Genomic DNA, 18,472 nt, shown 5'->3' with positions numbered 1-18,472 from the left:
GGGCTGGCGTTCTCCCCCCACAACGGGCACCCTGAAAAGGAGCACCGTCCAGGGTTTACCTATGCTGGCATCATCGCCCCAACAACTGATCATGTTTAGCGGCAAGGGCGGCGTCGGCAAGACTACCCTCTCCTGCGGCTTTGCCCGACAGATCGCCCAGCAGCACCCCGACGAGACCATTTTGCTGCTCTCCACCGACCCGGCCCATTCCTTGGGCGACGTGCTGCTGCTACCGGTAGACAACACTCCTACTGCACTGCCTGATCTGGGGAATTTGCAGGTGCGCGCCCTCGACGCGACGGCGCTGCTGGAACAATTTCGCGCCGACTATGGCCCGGTGCTAGAGCTGCTGGTAGAGCGGGGCAGCTTTGTCGAAGGTGACGACCTCAGCCCGGTGTGGGATATGGGCTGGCCCGGCCTCGACGAGCTGATGGCACTGTTGGAAATTCAGCGGATTTTGCGCGATCGCGAGGCCGATCGCGTCGTCGTTGACATGGCCCCCAGCGGCCACACCCTCAGCCTCTTCGCCCTGATGGATTTTATGGACACCCTGCTGGAGTCTTTGGGGCAGTTTCAGCAAAAGCACCGCACCCTGACTGAGACCCTGGCAGGTCGCTACACCCCCGATGAGGCCGACCAGTTCATCGCCGACATGCATCACGATTTAGAGCAGGGGCGATCGCTGATTCAAGACCAAAGCCGGGCCACCTGCTGGGTGGTGGGCATACCCGAACCCATGAGCTGGGCGGAGAGCGATCGCTTTATTGGTGCCCTCGACAAGCTGGGCATACCCGTGGGCGGGCTGGTAGTCAACCGGGTGCAGTCCAGCGCAGGGCACTTTCTCCCCAGCCACCGTCAGGTACTAGAAAAATTCGAGACCATTGCCCAGGGGCAACCGGTGCTCTGGGTGCCCGCCCAAACCACAGAACCCTTAGGCGGCAAAGCTCTAGATGGGCTGATGCTCCAGGTAAAGCCGTTCCTCCTAGAGCAAAACCCTGACCATACTGAGCCCGAGCCAGCCGCCACCCGCCAGTGGCCAGAGCCCATCCCCCCCGGCCTGCAAGACTTTGTGGATGCTGGGCGACGGTTGATTATTGTTGGCGGCAAGGGGGGCGTCGGCAAAACCACCGTGTCGGCGGCGATTAGCTGGGGCCTAGCCGATCGCCATCCCGAGGCCCAGCTGCGGGTCATGTCCATCGACCCGGCCCATTCCCTAGGCGATGCCTTTGGCCAGCCCCTCAGCCACGAGCCCATTCGGCTCCGGCCCAACCTCCAGGCCCAGGAGGTGAGCGCCGATGCGGTGCTCGACCAGTTCCGCATGGACTATCTGTGGGAACTAGCCGACATGATGGCGGGAGACGGCAACATCGCCGAGGGCATTCAGATGGCCTACGGCCCCGCGGCCTGGCGACAGATCGTCGCCCAGGCCCTGCCCGGCATCGACGAAATGCTCTCGCTAATCACGGTGATGGATCTGCTAGAGCGCAATGAGCAACAGCTGATCGTGCTCGACACCGCCCCCACCGGCCACCTGCTGCGCTTTCTCGACATGCCCACCGCCCTAGGCGACTGGCTAGGGTGGATCTTTAAACTCTGGATCAAGTACAAAGACGTGGTTGGTCGGGTCGAATTTATGGGCCGACTGCGCACCCTGCGCCAGCGGGTGCTCGCCGCCCAGGAAAAACTCAAAGACCCTCAATACACCGAGTTCATTGGGGTCGTACAAAACCAGTCGGCAATTTTAGCCGAGGCCAGCCGCCTCAACCACACCCTAGTAGACAAAGGCATTGCCCAGCGCTACATCGTGCACAACCGCTACCAGGTAGGGCAAGACCTACCTGCCGAGCTGTTTTCTCATCAATGCATCGTGCGCCTGCCTGCCCTGGCTCCCAGCCCCAACCCCTTCGATCAGGTCAAACAAGCGGCACAGCTTGTACTTGATGCCAGGGTCGCGAGTCCCCTTGGGTAAACCATGGCCCACCGCCAGGCTCTATCCCAATTGTCTGACGACCCTCTGCCAGTGGAGTAGTCAGATCAGCGGGCTTTTGGGGAATGCTGTAACTATGCTTTGAGTTGGGTCACGAGGTTTTGCCCAGTAGGGCAGGATCTTGCAACATTTTTGCTCTGACCCCAGGTTTTCGAGACCCTGATCAAAAACCTGAACTATACTAAATCTCACGTCTGCCAGCCTTTCGACACCGCAAGAGGAGTCAACCGTGACAAATCACAAGATTTTGGTCATCGATGATAGCCGGGTTATTCGCATGCGCGTGCGCGACATGCTGCCCCAGGGCAATTTTGAGGTCATCGAGGCCCAAGACGGTGTAGAAGGCCTCGATGCCATTCTCAGCCAGCGCCCCAACCTGATCATGCTCGACTTTTTGCTGCCCCGCATGAGCGGCTGGGAAGTATTTCAAGAAATTCAGGCCAATCCAGAGCTTCAGCATATTCCCCTAGTGCTGATGTCAGGACGGAAGGAAGAGGTCACGGAGAAAATGACCGAACCCTTTGAGTACTTTGAGTTTATTCAAAAACCCTTCGAGCAAAAAGAGCTGATCGAAGCTATCAAAGGGGCTATGGTCAAGGCTCGCAAGCCGCGCCGCACCACGGTCACGGCAGGTGCCCCTGCGGCCACGGGCGACGCCAGCGCGACTGGGGACAACATTAGCGCCGCCGAATTCAAAGCCCTCCAGGCCCAGGTAGCACAGCTCCAGGGCGAAGTAGCGCAGCTAAAAGGTCAGTTGGGCAAGGTTTTGGCCTTTATTAAGCAAAAGCTCAAGTAGCCCGATCTAGGCTTCCTCTAGATTAATACTGAATCCGCCTTGGCTACCCTCGGTTGGGCTGGGCAAACACCGTTTGCCCCTACAGAAGTTCTCTGTTTGGAATCGGGGTTATGTGACTCGGACTTGGCACAAGGCCTAGCGAGTTCAGCGTCAAGGCTAAGCATTCGAGCTTCCACAAGCTCAGCCCGAAGAGGTTGCTGACGGTCACCCTGAGTTTGCGGAAGGGTCTTCGAGGTATCTATGACCCTAAAATTTAGTGATGACAAACCGCTAGTTCAGGCTGAACTGAGCTAGGCGAAACTGGTTGTGCGTGGGGTGAGGTAAGCCCAGCATCTGGGTGCGCAGGGTCTCAATGCGGCGATCGAGGGTAGGCCATTCTCTCGGCCAGGGGAGAAACAGGTTGAGCTCACCCACTAGGGTATAGCGTTGAAGATTTTGCGGCAGCAGTATTTTGGTAATTTGCTTAGCCTGGTAGTTACGGTAGGCAAAGGTTAGCATCCCTCGATAGCCTTCGTCGGGGGTGGTCACTGTTGAGGTTAGCCACGATCGCAGGGGGCGAATCGACAGACTCTCTTCGATCAGCAGAGCATCTAAATCAGGGGGCTGGTCAGTGGGCGGTGGCTGGGGCTGACGGGGCAGATTGTCGGTCTGGGGGGCGAGCCAGGCGGCGAGCAGGTTTAGCTCGGGGCTCTGTTGTCCCAGGCGCAGGTGGTGCATGACTGCCTCTAGGGCCGCAGCAGGATCAGAGTCGGCCAAGAGCAACCCTGCCACCACTGGGCGCAGCAGGTTGGGATCAGCCTCGATCTCAGGCTGGGCCGTCCACCAAGCCAGCAGGGCACGGGTTTCGTAAACACTGGCCCCCAGGCCGGTAGGGGCTACCTCAGCCAGTAGACGGTCGTATTCGTCTAGGGTGGCCTGGGTAACGGCGGGGTAGATCGCTTGGTAGGGGGCCTCTTGCCACTGGGGGTAGGTGAGAGCCGCCGGGTTGACCAAGGTTTCGAGGGTAAAGGCGGCGATCGCCCGCTGGGTATCCCCTGTTCTCAGCAGCAGATCGCCCAGCAGCCAATATCCGTAGTGGCGATTGCGAGGCATTAGCTGCACGGCTCGGGCCGCGTAGGGCAAGGCAGTAGCTGGGTCGGTGGCCTGGTACAGCACTGCCAGGTTGTGGTTAAACCAGGCGTCGTTGGGGGCAGCCTGCTGAGCCTGGCGGGCGTAGTCTAACAACAGCGATCGCAGGTTGGTTTGGGCCTCAGACTCACCGAGCATCTGGTCTAGCCCCCACAGCGCCTCGCTGGCCACCGCCGGAGCGGTCGGATCCCAGGGGCTGAGACGTTGGGCCTTGTACCAGCGCGTGTCGGCCAGGTTGAGCTGCTGGGTATAAAACGCTTCGTCAGCCAACGCGCCAAAGGCCACGGTGAGGGTAAAGGGCAGCCACAGGGTGATCAAGAGCCCCAGACCCAGGCCGACAGCCAGCCGCGATCGCCGTCGGGCATCTCCCCCCAGGGCTAGGGCCATGGGCAGGTAGGTATCGGCCAGGGCCAGCAGTAGCACCACTAGCCCCACCAGCACACCGGCAATGGGGATATTCTCTAGCTGATAGTCAGTCAGGCTCGAGACCCCGTAGGCCAGCAGACTACCGCCAATGCCACCGAGCAGGGCGCGATCTACGGGGGCTAGGGGCTGCTGCCACAGCTGCGCCCACAACCTCACCAGCACCACCACCCCTGCCAGCACCACCGCAAAGCCGACCAAACCCAGCTCCCCGACGATCTGAAGGGGTGTATTGTGCAATTGCTGAATGTGGTCAAGGCCAGCCCCGGTTTCGATGGGGCGGTAGAGATTTGACACCCGGCCCATCACCCCAGGCCCAACGCCAAAAAGGGGGCGATCGCGCAGAATATTGACCGCCAGACGCGCCATAAACCAGCGATCGAGGGTGGGGCCATCGGGGGTAAACCCACCCGCGCTAAACCAAGCCCGAATGCGAGGGTTGCTGATGAGGGCTATCCCTAGGGCGATCGCCCCACCCACCCCGGCTAGCCCCCAGCGCCAGCGCTGAGCGGGCTGAATGCGCCCCAGCCGAGTCAGCCAAGTTACCCCCAGCCAAACGGCCAGACCCAAGACCGCTCCCCGCGAACCACTGATATACAGCGCCACCAGCATCAACGCAGCGGCAGTAATAGACAACCACCGCCGCCAGCCTTGGGTAGCTACCGCCGCCGCTACCGCCAGAGGCAGGGTCAGAGCAAAATAGCCGCCCACAAAGTTGTGGTGCCCCAGAGGCTGGTGATTTCGCAGAGCCGTCAAAAAATTGTCTGATACCCACATAGCGGCATCGGGTCGCCACAGGGCCAGGCTCACCACCGCTGTCCCCGCCGCGATGCCCACCAGGCCTCCCCAAAGTCGCTGGCGGGGCAGGCCACTGCTCTGGTTAGGGCAGTGGCCTGTCCCATCCAGCTCGTAGCGATAGAAGTACAGCGCTGCCCCGTAGGTCACTACCAGGCCCACATTCCACAGCGCCACCCGAGGGAAGGGAGAGACCAGTGCCGATCCACCCAGGGCGATACCGAGCCCCAGCATTACCCAATCGAGACCGTGGCCCAGAGCGTAGATGGCTCGCCCCGCTCGCAACTGCCGCCACAGCCCTACCCACAGGGCGACACCGCCCAGCTGCCAGAGCAAAATCCAGGCCCAGCCCACCATGCGGTAGTAGCTCAGGGGCAACCAGCTAAACACCAGCAGCACCAGCCCCCCCGCCAGCCATAGGCCCGGCCTAGCCAGCCAACCCTGCCCATCGGTAGCCTGCCCCACTGCCGGGCTCTGGGGCAAGTCGGCGGTCAATAGGCTCCTTTGCCCCAGAGCACAATGCCCAGGGTAGCGGTAAGAATTTCGAGGTCTAAGTTGAGCGACCAGTTGTCAATGTAGTGCAGGTCGAGGCGGGCCACATCGTCAAAGGTGTCAATGTCAGAACGGCCCGAAATTTGCCACAGACCCGTTACCCCCGGCAGCACCTGATGGCGAATGTTGTGCCAGCCGTCAAACTTGGCTACGTCGCGCACCGGCAGGGGGCGCGGCCCCACCAGACTCATCTGCCCACAGAGGATATTAAACAACTGCGGCAGCTCATCTAGACTGGTGCGGCGCAGTAGGCGACCCACCCGGGTAATGCGAGGGTCATGTTTGACCTTAAACAGTACCCCGTCTGCCGACTCATTCTGCTGCTCTAGGTCGGCCTGAAGCAGCGGCGCATCCATTACCATGGTGCGAAACTTCCATACCTGAAAGACCTTGCCGTGCAGACCCACCCGTTCCTGGCGAAAGAAGATCGGCCCGGCTGAGTCGAGGCGAATGGCCACAGCAATACCCAGCAGCATCGGGGCCAACACCACTAACCCCAGCCCCGCCCCAACATAGTCCATCCAGCGTTTGAGGCGGTAGTCCCAACCGCCCATCAGCGGCGCATCAAGGCGTAGGGTGGGCAGACCCGCCACGGTTTCGGGGGTGCCCCGTCGGTAGAGCATGTCGCGACTGGTGGGCAGCAGCTGCATGGCAATGCCCGATCGCTGTAGTTTCCAGTACAGCTCTGAAGCCAGGTCAGCGGAGGGAATGCTCTCGGCCAGCACCAGGGTGGCCCCCGAGGCCAAAATCGCCTGATAGGTGGTGGGCGAATTGGCCGTGGTGGCCAGGGCAGCCCCAATCACCGGCACTTTAGCCCTCTGGGAGAGTACGTCGGCTAGGCGCTTCAGCCGGGGAGCTGGGGCGATGAGAAAAACTGAGGCCGGTATCTTGGCTTGGGTGAGGGGGCGCAGCAGCAGTGTAGCCATGAGCCGCAGCCCTACCACCAGCCCCACCCCGCTAAACCAGGCTGAGAAAAACAGCGATCGCGGCAGATCGAGCTTCGGGTCATAAAAATACATCCCCACCAGCGACCCCAGATACACCAGGCTCAGCAGCTTGCCCGCCCGCAGGTGCTTGTGGGCGTTAGTCTCGTAGAGGCCACCGTAGGCAAATAGCCCCACGGTGCAGGCCACCAGCACCCAAAACGGGCTGGGCAACCCCAGCCACTTCCACCAGACCAACTGGGAGGGAATGGGCGAAAAGAACTGGTTGAGCGATCGCGCCAGGTGCCACGATAGCCCCAGGGCCACAATATCGGTAGCCAAGAGCACTAGCCCCTTCAGCCCAGAGCCCGTAAGGGCCGCGCGCAGCTGGTGCCGCAGTCCCCGAGGAGCACGAATATCCTGGCGGGGGCGGGGGCCAGAGCGCTGACCTAGGACAGGCGAGAGAGAGCGGCGACAGGAGATAACAGGGGCCATAGCGGGGGCAGACGCAGGGGAATCACGTTGCCCTTAGTATTCCGCAATTATGCTGAGAAATTATCAGGGCGGAAATTTGTTTACAGGCCTCTGTCTGAGGCGTTCTAAAAGCTGATATTTGACTACCTGCACCCCAAATAGCCATACAAACAGAGGGTTGTTCACCAGATAGCGCCGCCACAGGCGACGCGGCTCTTGGCAAAACCGGTAGAGCCACTCTAGCCCTAGCCGCATCACCCACCGGGGAGCCTGGGAAACCTCGCCGCTAAAAAAGCCAAAAGCGGCCCCAACCCCGATCATCACGGCCTGAATTTGCCCCTGGTGGCGATGCATCCACTGCTCTTGCTTAGGACAGCCGAGGCCGACGAAGACGACCTTTGCCCCAGATTGATTAATGCGATCGACATCGGCTGTAGCTTCCTGTGGGGAAAGAGGGCGAAAAGGAGGGGAATGAGTTCCGGCCAGGGGCAGCCCAGGGAAGCGGTGTTTTAAGTAGGCTTGCATCTTCTCAAGCATGGGGGCAGTGCCGCCGTAGAGATAGATGGGCATACCGAGTTGCGCGGCGCGATCGCACCAGGCCAACATCAAGTCAGGCCCATAGACTCGTTCTTGGCCCGCTACCCCCAGCAGGCGCAACCCCATTACTAGAGGCATCCCGTCCGAGGTCACCAAGGCAGCGTTTTCTAGAATGCCTTGGTACTGCGCATCCCAGTAGGCGGTCATCACCACATGCACGTTGGCGGCGACCACGTAGCAGGAGATGCCAGAGTTGGCCCAGGTTTGGATGCGATCGCAGGCATCCCCGTAGTTGGTAGCATCCACCCGAGTTTTGAGAATGCGCCTGGCCTCTAGGTTAGGCTCCGTCATGGTCATGCCCCTCCGATGGCCCCATTCTAGCGGTGGTCTACAGTCAGAATTTCAGCGGCAGCGCACTATTTCCCTCGCCGTTTATAGTGCTGCCAGCAAGCTTAGGACGCAGCCGCTCAGTTCGTCAGCAAACCTAAAACGGCTCGCAACCTCCCAAGAGCTTCTAGACAAAACCTCCTGCCATCGGGGGCGATTGCTATACCTTTCGGGGCATGGTGACCGCCCTAACCGACGCCACTTGAGCAAAGGGAAGTTCAAGCCATACCGGTGGCCCCTTTTGCTAAGCCTCTCAGGGCCTGAACAGTGCCCGATGGCCTAACGCTCAAACAGTAACAACTGCTCGCACAAGCTAGTTGCTCGGCTTCAAAAGCTATCTCAATAAGCGGGTAACGCGATTCGAACGCGCGACATTCACCTTGGCAAGGTGACGCTCTACCACTGAGCTATACCCGCACTTAAAACCAGACTCAGAAGAATTCGTCGCCGGTTTTGACTTTATCTAGAATCTCAAAAAAGTGTAGCAATGTCAACACTTTTTTGAGATTGCTTAGAGGCTAGAGTGAGCTGGCCTCTGGAGCGATGATCGGCTGAGCCGAGACGGCAACTCCAGGACCCAACCGGGCCGAGCCGTTGGCCCCACCAGACCCCATGGCTGCATGAATTTCTCCCATCAGGCTGGCCATCTCTAAAGCGCTCATGGCATAGTCCCAGCCGTGGTTGGCCTTGATGCCCGCTCGCTCTAAAGCCTGCTGGAGGGTATCAGTAGTCAGCACCCCAAAAATAATGGGCACCCCCGTCTGAAAGCCCGCCGCCGCAACGCCCTTAGCCACCTCAGACGCCACGTAGTCGAAGTGAGGAGTAGCCCCACGAATCACCGCTCCCAGGCAGATAATCGCGTTGTAGCGGCCACTCAAGGCAAGCTGCCGCGCCACCAGCGGAATCTCAAAACTGCCAGGCACCCAGGCATAATCAACCTGGGTACCCTCGGGTCTGACATCGATACCGTGGCGCTTCAGGCAGTCTTGACAGCCCTCTAGCAATTTGCCGGTAACTAAATCATTGAATCGACCCAGCACAATGGCAAACCGGGGTGATCCTGTGGAAACTAACGTGCCTTCAAAAACAGCCATAGACGTAAATGTTTAGTCTAGTGCCTACACCACAAAATAGTTAAGGCCGCCCACCACCACAACCAGCACGCCCCAGATAATGGAGCCAAACAAAATCAGTTTCTTAGACTGATCCCAGTCTTGGGGAGAGGCGTAGGCCACAGGCACGTACACTACCAAAACAAAGGACATCAGCACCAGGGCAAACAGAGCGAGTTGAAACAGAATTACCATGGGTTTATCTTTACTCTCTCAAACACAGCAGCGGAGATGGTGGTGAACGGCCTGGGAAGCAGCTCAAGGGCCAAGCCATTGGCCACACTACCCTAACCAGTACGCTATCAGAAAGAGGCACCCCAGAAAAGTATGGATCTGGTACTTTGTCACACGACTGCCGATTTCGACACCCTAGGGGCTGCCGTGGGGCTGGCGCGGCTGCAACCAGGACGACGTATTGTGCTGACCGGGGGGTGCCATCCAACGGTACAGCGGTTTTTGGCCCTCTATCGAGATGAGTATCCGCTGATCGAGCGGCGGGCGGTCAACCCCAGCCACATTCGCCAGATCGTGCTGGTAGACGCTCAGCAGCGCGATCGCTTTGGCCCCGCCGCCGAGTGGATTGCCCAAGCCGAGCGCAACCAGATCCCGATCGCTGTCTATGACCATCACCCTGCCATCACCCTGCCTAGCAACGATCTAAGCCCCTCTCAGCAGGTTATCGAGTCGGTGGGAGCCGCCACTACTTTGGTGGTCGAGGCGCTTCAGCGGGCAGATATTGAACCCACCATCGCCGAAGCCACGGTCATGGCCCTGGGCATTCATGTGGATACGGGGTCGTTGCTCTATGAAGGAGCGACGGCGCGAGATGCCGCTGCCCTGGCCTGGCTGATGGGCCACGGAGCCAGGCTGCCAGTGGTGGCTGACTTTGTCGAGCCGGGTCTGAGCCCGGTTTTGCAAGATCTCTTGGCCGCAGCTATGGACAGGGTACAAGTCGACGTGGTCGGGGGGCATAGACTGGCCTCGGTGCTGATGCCAGTCAGTGGCTATGTGCCGGGTCTGTCAGGGTTAGCAGAGCGATTGATCTCACTGGCTGATGTGGATGGGCTGCTGTTGGGGGCCTACTACCCAAGCCAGGAGCCAGTGGTGCCTACAGTGTCGTCTGGTACAGAGCTATCTGGAACTGAGCCAGAGACATCGACCGCCTACAAGCTGACCTTGATTGGACGGGCGCGAGGTTCCACAGGCGATCGCCTCGACTGGGGCGATCTGCTAACAGCGCTGGGGGGCGGCGGGCACCCCACGGCGGCGGCGGCTAACCTCACAACCACAGATCCTGAGTCAGTGGTATCGGAGCTGATGGCTAAGGCGCGATCGCAGCTGCCCCCCCAGCCCATTGCCCGCGATCTAATGTCGTCGCCGGTACGCACCCTGCGCCCCGACACCACCATTACTGAAGCCCAGCGCATTTTGCTGCGCTACGGCCACTCGGGTCTGGCCGTGGTCGATGAGGGCGATCGCCTAGTCGGCATTATCTCGCGCCGCGATATTGATCTAGCACTGCACCACGGCTTCAGCCATGCTCCGGTCAAGGGCTACATGGCCACCCAGCTCAAAACCATCACTCCCGACACCCCCCTGTCCACCCTCGAACATCTGATGGTGACCTACGACATTGGCCGCCTGCCAGTGCTCGCCGAGGGATCTCTGGTGGGCATGGTCACTCGCACCGATCTACTGCGCCACCGACATCAGGAAACCACTCGGTACCCGATCCCATCGGCAGCAATAGCGCTACCTCCTGCCGAGGACCTGCAACATACTCTAGACTCCTGCCTTTCCCCTGATCTTCAGGCTGTGCTGCGGCAGATTGTCGCTGCGGCCCAGTCTCGGGGGTGGCATCTCTACCTCGTGGGGGGAGCCGTGCGCGATTTACTGATCTGCCACGACCCAGCCGCCACCCTGCCCGATCTCGACTTAGTCGTAGATGGTTTTTTCAACGCTGCCCAAGCCAGAGCTGGAGTAGAGCTAGCTACGGTGATTAAAGAATGCTTTCCAGAGGTTGACCTCCAGGTGCACGGGCGGTTTCAGACCGCGTCTCTCGTGTGGCGCAGAGATCTAGATCACCCTTTGGCAGGCCTGATGATCGATATTGCCACGGCCCGCACCGAGTTCTACCCCTATCCTGCCGCTAACCCTGAGGTCGAAGCCAGCTCCATTCAGCAAGATCTCTACCGCCGCGATTTTACAATTAATGCCCTGGCGCTGCGTCTGACTCAGCCTGGGGCGGGGCAGCTGCTCGACTACTTTGGTGGGCTGATCGATCTGCGCCAAGGGGTGATTCGGGTGCTGCACGCCAACAGCTTTATCGAAGACCCTACCCGGATCTACCGGGCGGTGAGGTTTGCGGTGCGGCTGGGCTTTAGCCTTGACGGCCAAACCGAGGGCTATATTCACCACGCCATGGCCAGCGGTATCTACGCCCAGATGCAGCGCCAGGTGAGGCAGGTGCCCGCCCTGCAAGCTCGGCTTAAGCAGGAGCTGAAGTACATTCTCGCCGCGCCCTACTGGCAACCTGCCCTGGCCCTGCTTGACCAGCTCCAGGCTCTGCGCTGTCTGCACAGCGACCTGACAATGACCCCCGCCCTATGGCAGCAGCTGCGCCGCCTCAGCCGCTGGGTCAACCACTTTCCCTGGGCCACTGGCGAGCCCTGGCTACTGCGCCTTGAGGGGCTGCTGGCAGCAGTGCCAGAGGAGGCGCGATCGCCCCTGGCCGCCGCCCTACAACTTCCCGATCGCACCGTTGAGCGCCTGGCCCACCTAGACCAGCTAGAGTGCCAGTGGCAGGCCCTAGGAGCTACCCAGCCTGCCCCCAGTGTTCTCTATGCAGCGTTTAGCCAAGCCGATACGTTTACCCTACTGCTAGCCAGTGCGCGCCACCCCCAAACCCTGGGGCCACCGATTTGGCGACACCTGCGACAGTGGTCGACCACTGCACCGCTGATCGACGGCAATCAGCTCAAGGCTCTAGGGTATAAGCCTGGCCGGGCTTTTCGGCCCATGCTAGACGCTGTTTTGGCGGCCCAAATTGATGGCACTGTCACCACAGAGGCCGAGGCCGAGGCATTCTTAGCGCTGCACTACCCCCCTACCCTAGGGCTGCGTCAAACCTAAAGAACAGACAAAACTTCCCGTCTGAACTGAGACGGGTTTTATTGGCACAATGCAAATCTCAGGAACGAAAAGACGGGTTAAAGTGGCAGGGTTACTGTCTCTTTCTAGCCATGACCTTAGCCGTTGGCACTACTCTTCAGCATGGCACCTACGTCGTCGATGCCTGGGCGGGCGAAGATACCATTGGCCCGGTTTACCTGGCCATGCACGTGCCCACAGGCCAGTGGGTGCAGCTGCGAATTTTGGGCAGCCGCCGTCTGGGGCAACTGCCCGAAGAGAGCGATCGCCAGCGATTTTATGAGTACTTAGATCACGTCAAACAATTAGAGAATCCCGCCTTTCCAGCTCGGCTGGGCGGTTTTGAGGAGGAGGGCATTTGCTACCAAACCCTGATCGCCCCCGAGGGTGTGCCCCTCGATCGCTGGATTACCCCGATCGCCCCCTTGCCCCCCCGACGTAGCCTCGCCATCATCTACCCCCTCATCGATCAGCTAGAAGCTTTGCGCCCCTTGGGCTGGGCCGGGCTGCAACTAACCCCTGACCAGGTGTGGTGCGCCGATCGCGAATCTGACATCTACTTCACCGGGTTTGACCTAGCTGTGCCCGTCGCTGGCACAGCGCCTGAGCAAGAGTCGGCTGTGGTCAAAGGTTTGGGCCAACTGCTCTACTTTTTACTCACCGGGCAGCGGGCCGAGGCCACTCAGGCTCCGCTGGCGGTGGAGGTACGTCGTCAGCCTCCAACCCTGCCCGGCAGCCTAGACCGAGCGTTGGAGGTCGTGCAGATTCCCGCTCAAGAGCTGGCCACCGTTTCCCTAACGGAGTGGAAATCGCGCCTGCCTGCGATCGCAGATCTGCCCCTCGACCCGCCGCCGATCCCCCAGCCCCAGCCCCAGCCCCAGCCCACCCAGGTTGTAGCGGGCGCTGGTATGGCCACCGTCGCGAGCAGTGAATCCAAAGTACGACCCGAAGTATCACTGGCACCCCCGAGGGCAATCGCCAAGCCGCGATCGACTTCGGCCTTAGCCCTCGGGCTAACCGGCCTAGTAGCCACCGTCGTCGGTCTCGGGGCGGGTCTTCATATTCGCCTTCAGCCCGCTAGCTCCGTCGCTGGCCAAGAGCGGCTCAACCCCAACCAGTCATTTCCACCCCAGTCTGACTGGAGTGGCGATACCCTCTGGCAACCCTGGGAAGAAGCGCCGACCCTGCGCAACCGCCCCAACTACGGCACCACCCCACCGACCAATTTGGCTCCCGAAAGAGACTACACCCCCGATCCCACCGAGCCGGCGGCCCCCCCTCCGGCAGTGACTCAGCCCGAGATCGACACTCCGGCCCCCCTCACCCCCTTTGAAGATCTGCCCGAGCCGACGTCACCCGAGTCCGAGCCTGCCCCCGCAGAGCCCACCATCCCAGCTCCAGCGCCAGAACCGGTCGTTCCGGCTCCGGCTGCGCCGCCGCCCCTAGAGGCACCTCGCCCCATTGAGGTAACCCCACCTCCCCTTGATACCCCGGCCCCGGCCCCGGCCCCGGCCCCTAGCTCGGGCTGATGTCTACACTCTGGTTTCCGCCACTTGAGTTCTCCCTACCAAGTGAGCGATCGCTGTAAAAGACGGCGATCGCTGGAGAGATATGTCCGGTAGAGGGAGAATAAGGACGTTATAATTCTCTACAGTTACATGCGTTATGTTACGAACAAGTTTTCTTGAGGTTAACCATGAGTAGCCCCGTGCTGCATGCGTTCTTTGTCGGGCGTGCCCTGGCCGATGCTGTTAACGAGCGCGCCGAACAGCTCTTGACTGACGGCTTGAGCCTAGTGGGCAAGTTTGACGCTGAGCAGCGGGAACACTTACGGCAGTTCACTGCCGAGGTATTAGCTCGGGCTCAGCAGGCTGAGGCTGAGGCCGGGGCCGTTGGCACCTCGGGAGAGCCTGCTACCGGTACCGACCTGCAAGCCACCATTGATACCCTGAGGGCCGAAATTGCCCAAGTGAGAGTAGCGCTTCAGCAGTATCGGTCTACCTCTCAGGTCTAGCAAGCAAAGGACAGATAGCCCTGGGAAGGCAGCCCTTGCCGCCAAGGAGCTAGCTGTTGTCTACCCCTTGGCTATATTTTTATTTCTCATCTGTTAGGAGCCTGAGTGTCCGCTGTTTCTGATTCCTCATCTTTGCCCCAGACAACGTCTCTTCCCACCCTCGGGGAGGGAGACCTGGGCTATGCTCTGGACACAGCTAGGCCTGCGGCGCACCCTCAGCCTGAGAGCTTCGACCATGCTCGATTGCCAGTTGACCCTCTCCCTCTGGCCAGTACAACAACCCTGTCCACCGCCGCAGAAAAGCCCCTTCCCTTCGGTCAGGAAGCCTACCGCTGGAACCGGGGGCGCTACTCTCGTCGTCGTCGCTTTGTCGATATCTGGAGCTTTGTGCTGCGGCTGCTAGGTACCCGCTGGCTCTATGGCAAAGCCTGGAGCTACCCTGGGGGTAGCATCACCCCCGAGGCCCAAGCGCTGCGGCGGCGCAAGCTGGCGGTGTGGATCCGTGAGACCCTGCTCGATCTGGGGCCAACGTTTATCAAGGTGGGTCAGCTTTTTTCGACCCGGGCTGACATTTTCCCTATTGAGTTTGTAGAAGAGCTGTCAAAGCTCCAGGATCGGGTGCCGGCCTTCAGCTACGAACAGAGCCGAGACATTATCGAGGGCGATCTGGGTAAGCCCATCCACACCCTCTACCGCAGCTTTGATCCCATCCCTCTGGCAGCGGCTAGCCTGGGCCAAGTGCATCGAGCCCAGCTGCACAGCGGTGAGGATGTGGTAGTCAAGGTGCAGCGGCCGGGGCTGCGATCGCTGTTCACCATCGACCTTGAGATTCTCAAAGGTATTGCCCACTACTTTCAAAGGCATCCCAGCTGGGGCAAGGGCCGCGACTGGATTGGCATCTACGAAGAGTGTTGCCGCATTCTCTGGGAAGAGATCGACTACCTCAACGAAGGCCGCAATGCCGACACCTTTCGCCGCAACTTTCGGGGCGAAGACTGGGTCAATGTGCCCCGGGTGTTTTGGCGGCTGACCTCTTCTCGAGTGGTCACCTTGGAGTACATGCCAGGGATCAAGATCAGCCACTACGACGCCCTTGAGGCTGCTGGTCTCGATCGCAAGCGCCTAGCCAAGCTGGGAGCCCAGGCCTACCTGCACCAGCTGCTCAACCAGGGCTTTTTTCACGCCGACCCTCACCCCGGCAACATCGCCGTCAGCCTAGACGGGGCGCTGATTTTCTACGATTTTGGCATGATGGGCCAGGTACAACCCCTCACCCGCCAGCGATTGATGAGTACCTTTATGGGGGTAGCCCAGCGCAACGCTGAACAAGTGATGGATTCGCTGGTGGAGCTGGGGGCGCTGACCGAGGTAGAAGACATGAGCCCGGTGCGCCGCTCCATCCAGTATATTTTGGATAACTTTATGGACAAGCCCTTTGAGGAGCAGTCCATCAATGCTATCAGCGACGACCTGTACGCCGTCGCCTACGATCAGCCCTTTCGCTTTCCGGCCACATTTACCTTTGTCATGCGGGCCTTTTCTACCCTTGAGGGGGTGGGCAAAGGGCTCGACCCCGAGTTTAACTTTATGGAAGCGGCTAAGCCGTTTGCTGCACAGCTTATGACTAATGGCAACCCGACCGATGGAGCAAACAGTCTGCTGGGCGAGCTCAGCCGCCAAGCAGCCCAGGTGAGCACCTCTGCCCTGGGTCTTCCCCGGCGCATAGAAGACACCCTCGACAAGCTAGAGCGGGGCGATATTCGGGTGCGGGTGCGATCGATTGAGACCGACCGTGCCCTGCGGCGCATCAGCGGCGTGACGATGGCCAATAACTATGCGATCTTGGTAGGGGCGTTTACCCTGTCAGCGACAGTGCTATTGCTGTCAGAGTTTGTCTGGCTGGCGGCGCTCCCCGGAGTTCTAGCGGTGGGCACTGGCATTGCATTTTTGCGATCGGTGCTCAAGGTCAACCGGGCCGACCGCATGCCCTAATGGTTTAGCCCCAAGTTCTCTATGATCGATCGCTTATTTTCAGGGCTATCTGACCCCGGACTGCTGCGCTCCAGCAACCAAGATGACTACTACATTGACCCCAGTGGGCGGTTCTTTATTGTGGCCGATGGTATGGGGGGGCACGCCGGAGGGCAGGAGGCTAGCCGCATTGCTACCGCCACCACTAAAGCTTACCTCAACGAGTATTGGCACTCTGAGACATCCATGCCCCTGCTGCTAGAGCAGGCTCTCAAACAAGCCAACAATGCGATTCTCGACGATCAGCGCCAGCATCCGGTGCGAGGTGACATGGGCACTACCATTGTGGTGGTCACTTTTCGCGATCGTGATGGGCAACCCTGGTGCGCCCACGTGGGCGACTCTCGCCTCTATCGGCTGCGGGGTCACCACCTAGAGCAACTTACCCAAGACCACACCTGGATTGCTAAAGCTATTCGTGCGGGCGAGGTCAGCGAGGCTCAATCGCGCAGCCACCCCTGGCGTCATGTGCTATCTCAGTGCCTGGGGCGCAGCGATCTGGCAGAGGTAGATATTCAGCCCATCGAAGTTCAGGGGGGCGATCGCTTGTTGCTGTGCAGCGACGGCCTAACCGAAGAACTGTCTGATCACCTGATTGCCTCGCACCTCAAGTCGATCCGCGCCTGCGAGGCAGCGGCAGCAGCCCTGGTAAACTCCGCCAAACAGCGGGGAGGACGCGACAATATAACGGTGGTCGTTCTCAACCTCTCTCCCGCCGAATAAACCGCTGCCATGGGCCTATACTCCTTCGGTACTGACCGCTAAAGACCGTCAGTACTGTCTTTAGCCAAGACTGAGGCGACGAACGCCAATACCATTAGCCCCTACAGGTTTGTCGGCCGGGAATCGGGGGTATAGGACTCGGATTTGATATCAGATGCAACCTGAGACATTGTCATAACCTATGGCCAGGGCTCTAAGGGTATGCAAAACGGTTCAGGGATCTTGACTGTGGCCTACGGTCTTTGACCCCAAGCCTGAACCAAGGCAAAGAATACGTTAAGAAGTTTGCCTTGAGCATTATTACTTAGCAACCGTTGCTAAAAATTGTAAATCACCGATCGATAGATGACGATCTGGGGATGACTTGTTATATTCGCTTGTAGTTCCAACAAGTGGATCTTTGTCAAATGATTGTTATAATTTGTAAACCATGGTGAACTGACTTTGTCCTAACTGTGGTTACAACTAACGTCCGTAGGCGCAGCCCAATGCCCCAGTGTCACAATCCATTGCTGGAGAATGACCACAGGTAATAGCAGCAGTGGCCTAGGTTAACCATTTGGGTCACCAACTAACGGAATGTTGTTCTCTCTCTCAGGAGTAAATCCATGAACGAACCCATGCAACTTTCCCTGGAGCAGCAGTTTAATCTGCGGTCTTTTGAGACTCAGGTTGACAAAATGAGTCGGGAGCAGGCCCAGCAGTTCCTGGTCAAAATGTACGAGCAGATGATGATGCGCGAGACGATGTACAAGCATTTTCTCAAGCACGAGTGGGGCATTGGGCCTAATCCTCAAGTCTAAACCCGAGTCATACCGTCCGGCATGAAGACGGCGACCTCCCTCTCTTGCAAGATTCTTTAGAATCAGGCTGGGGATGTTGGGGCGTCAGCTTCGATGCTTACTTCAGTCGACAATCCAGCCCTGGGTTGGCTGCAAGACAAATTTCCCCACTTTGGGATAGTAAGAGCTTTTTTGGTTAGCTAAATTTCGCCGCCTCTAACGCTGCACCAGAGGCGATGAAACCAGCGCCAGTAGTATAGGGTAGTTAACCCCTGTGGCCCTAGGCAGGTCCATCTTGCCCGAAATTCAATTTGGGAAACCCCATTCATAATCAGAGACCTCGTCGGGGCGCAGCATGCTACGCCCCTGCAAAGCGGGGGTATTCAAATAAACTGCGGTATTAGACATGCGGCGACTAGGTCTAGAGCCAAAAGTTTAAGCATCGCGATGATTCGTAGCGATAGCTCCAACAAGTGCTCAAACTGCTTTACTCGTCTAGGCTGCGGCGCTGCCGACGAGATTGTCTGATCTCTCAAAATCTTGGCCAGGTGTTCCTGCTTAAAACCTGAGTTCGACAACGAGTGAAGTGCAGAAAGAAAGGCTGAGGGTTACGCTCAAAGTGTTGAATTCTAAGCACCTCAGCCATGTCTTTGAGTCT

At 59.2% G+C, this 18,472-nt stretch carries 13 protein-coding genes and 1 tRNA gene; 8 read left to right on the top strand and 6 right to left on the bottom strand.

Annotation, left to right across the window (positions count from 1 at the left end):
• Positions 1-61 precede the first annotated feature (61 nt).
• Positions 62-1,969, top strand: coding sequence for an ArsA family ATPase (locus AC0QKW_RS07320; protein WP_473150405.1), 1,908 nt, complete (start codon positions 62-64; stop codon positions 1,967-1,969).
• A 247-nt stretch (positions 1,970-2,216) separates the two neighbouring features.
• Positions 2,217-2,783 (top strand): response regulator, encoded by a 567-nt coding sequence (locus AC0QKW_RS07315; protein WP_473150404.1) that lies wholly within the window; start codon positions 2,217-2,219, stop codon positions 2,781-2,783.
• A gap of 270 nt (positions 2,784-3,053) precedes the next feature.
• Here AC0QKW_RS07315 and AC0QKW_RS07310 read toward each other — a convergent pair whose 3' ends face one another.
• From AC0QKW_RS07310 to psbZ, 6 genes are all read right to left on the bottom strand, one after another.
• The gene (locus tag AC0QKW_RS07310) at positions 3,054-5,624 is read right to left on the bottom strand and encodes an O-antigen ligase family protein (protein WP_473150403.1); all 2,571 of its coding nucleotides are present in this window, start codon (positions 5,622-5,624) and stop codon (positions 3,054-3,056) included.
• Complete coding sequence (locus tag AC0QKW_RS07305; protein ID WP_473150402.1) at positions 5,621-7,099, bottom strand: sugar transferase; 1,479 nt, start codon at positions 7,097-7,099, stop codon at positions 5,621-5,623. Before AC0QKW_RS07305 ends, AC0QKW_RS07310 begins: the two co-directional genes overlap by 4 nt.
• A 63-nt stretch (positions 7,100-7,162) precedes the next feature.
• The gene (locus AC0QKW_RS07300; protein WP_473150401.1) at positions 7,163-7,966 is read right to left on the bottom strand and encodes a WecB/TagA/CpsF family glycosyltransferase; all 804 of its coding nucleotides are present in this window, start codon (positions 7,964-7,966) and stop codon (positions 7,163-7,165) included.
• Between the two features lie 381 nt (positions 7,967-8,347).
• Positions 8,348-8,419 (bottom strand) — tRNA-Gly (locus AC0QKW_RS07295).
• A 101-nt stretch (positions 8,420-8,520) separates the two neighbouring features.
• The gene (gene ribH, locus AC0QKW_RS07290; protein WP_473150400.1) at positions 8,521-9,096 is read right to left on the bottom strand and encodes a 6,7-dimethyl-8-ribityllumazine synthase; all 576 of its coding nucleotides are present in this window, start codon (positions 9,094-9,096) and stop codon (positions 8,521-8,523) included.
• Positions 9,097-9,120: 24 nt separating this feature from the next.
• Complete coding sequence (psbZ, locus tag AC0QKW_RS07285; RefSeq protein ID WP_035994570.1) at positions 9,121-9,309, bottom strand: photosystem II reaction center protein PsbZ; 189 nt, start codon at positions 9,307-9,309, stop codon at positions 9,121-9,123.
• A gap of 132 nt (positions 9,310-9,441) precedes the next feature.
• Here psbZ and AC0QKW_RS07280 point away from each other — a divergent pair, with 132 nt between their 5' ends.
• The 6 genes from AC0QKW_RS07280 (at position 9,442) to AC0QKW_RS07255 (ending at position 17,835) form a co-directional block, all read left to right on the top strand.
• On the top strand, positions 9,442-12,246 hold the full coding sequence (locus AC0QKW_RS07280) for a CBS domain-containing protein (RefSeq protein ID WP_473150399.1): 2,805 nt from the start codon (positions 9,442-9,444) through the stop codon (positions 12,244-12,246).
• A gap of 110 nt (positions 12,247-12,356) precedes the next feature.
• Positions 12,357-13,793, top strand: a complete 1,437-nt coding sequence (locus AC0QKW_RS07275; protein WP_473150398.1) for a serine/threonine-protein kinase — start codon at positions 12,357-12,359, stop codon at positions 13,791-13,793.
• Between the two features lie 167 nt (positions 13,794-13,960).
• Positions 13,961-14,278: a DUF6825 family protein gene (locus AC0QKW_RS07270; protein WP_473150397.1), complete on the top strand. Its 318-nt coding sequence runs from the start codon at positions 13,961-13,963 to the stop codon at positions 14,276-14,278.
• A gap of 264 nt (positions 14,279-14,542) precedes the next feature.
• The gene (locus AC0QKW_RS07265; protein WP_473150438.1) at positions 14,543-16,270 is read left to right on the top strand and encodes an ABC1 kinase family protein; all 1,728 of its coding nucleotides are present in this window, start codon (positions 14,543-14,545) and stop codon (positions 16,268-16,270) included.
• A 21-nt stretch (positions 16,271-16,291) separates the two neighbouring features.
• Positions 16,292-17,032: a PP2C family protein-serine/threonine phosphatase gene (locus AC0QKW_RS07260; RefSeq protein WP_473150396.1), complete on the top strand. Its 741-nt coding sequence runs from the start codon at positions 16,292-16,294 to the stop codon at positions 17,030-17,032.
• Positions 17,033-17,640: 608 nt separating this feature from the next.
• The gene (locus tag AC0QKW_RS07255) at positions 17,641-17,835 is read left to right on the top strand and encodes an NblA/ycf18 family protein (protein ID WP_473150395.1); all 195 of its coding nucleotides are present in this window, start codon (positions 17,641-17,643) and stop codon (positions 17,833-17,835) included.
• Positions 17,836-18,472: the final 637 nt, after the last annotated feature.

The sequence above is a fragment of the Pseudanabaena sp. PCC 9330 genome (assembly GCF_055795045.1).
Note: the sequence above shows the minus strand (reverse complement) of the source record. Positions and strands in the feature narration are given on the sequence as shown.

What these genes read in the sequence shown, in the direction of transcription:
- AC0QKW_RS07320 (WP_473150405.1), top strand. Translation starts at nt 62, where the DNA reads ATGCTGGCATCATCGCCCCAACAACTGATCATGTTTAGCGGCAAGGGC.
- AC0QKW_RS07305 (WP_473150402.1), bottom strand. Translation starts at nt 7,099, where the DNA reads ATGGCCCCTGTTATCTCCTGTCGCCGCTCTCTCTCGCCTGTCCTAGGT.
- AC0QKW_RS07300 (WP_473150401.1), bottom strand. Translation starts at nt 7,966, where the DNA reads ATGACGGAGCCTAACCTAGAGGCCAGGCGCATTCTCAAAACTCGGGTG.
- ribH (WP_473150400.1), bottom strand. Translation starts at nt 9,096, where the DNA reads ATGGCTGTTTTTGAAGGCACGTTAGTTTCCACAGGATCACCCCGGTTT.
- psbZ (WP_035994570.1), bottom strand. Translation starts at nt 9,309, where the DNA reads ATGGTAATTCTGTTTCAACTCGCTCTGTTTGCCCTGGTGCTGATGTCC.
- AC0QKW_RS07280 (WP_473150399.1), top strand. Translation starts at nt 9,442, where the DNA reads ATGGATCTGGTACTTTGTCACACGACTGCCGATTTCGACACCCTAGGG.
- AC0QKW_RS07275 (WP_473150398.1), top strand. Translation starts at nt 12,357, where the DNA reads ATGACCTTAGCCGTTGGCACTACTCTTCAGCATGGCACCTACGTCGTC.
- AC0QKW_RS07270 (WP_473150397.1), top strand. Translation starts at nt 13,961, where the DNA reads ATGAGTAGCCCCGTGCTGCATGCGTTCTTTGTCGGGCGTGCCCTGGCC.
- AC0QKW_RS07260 (WP_473150396.1), top strand. Translation starts at nt 16,292, where the DNA reads ATGATCGATCGCTTATTTTCAGGGCTATCTGACCCCGGACTGCTGCGC.
- AC0QKW_RS07255 (WP_473150395.1), top strand. Translation starts at nt 17,641, where the DNA reads ATGAACGAACCCATGCAACTTTCCCTGGAGCAGCAGTTTAATCTGCGG.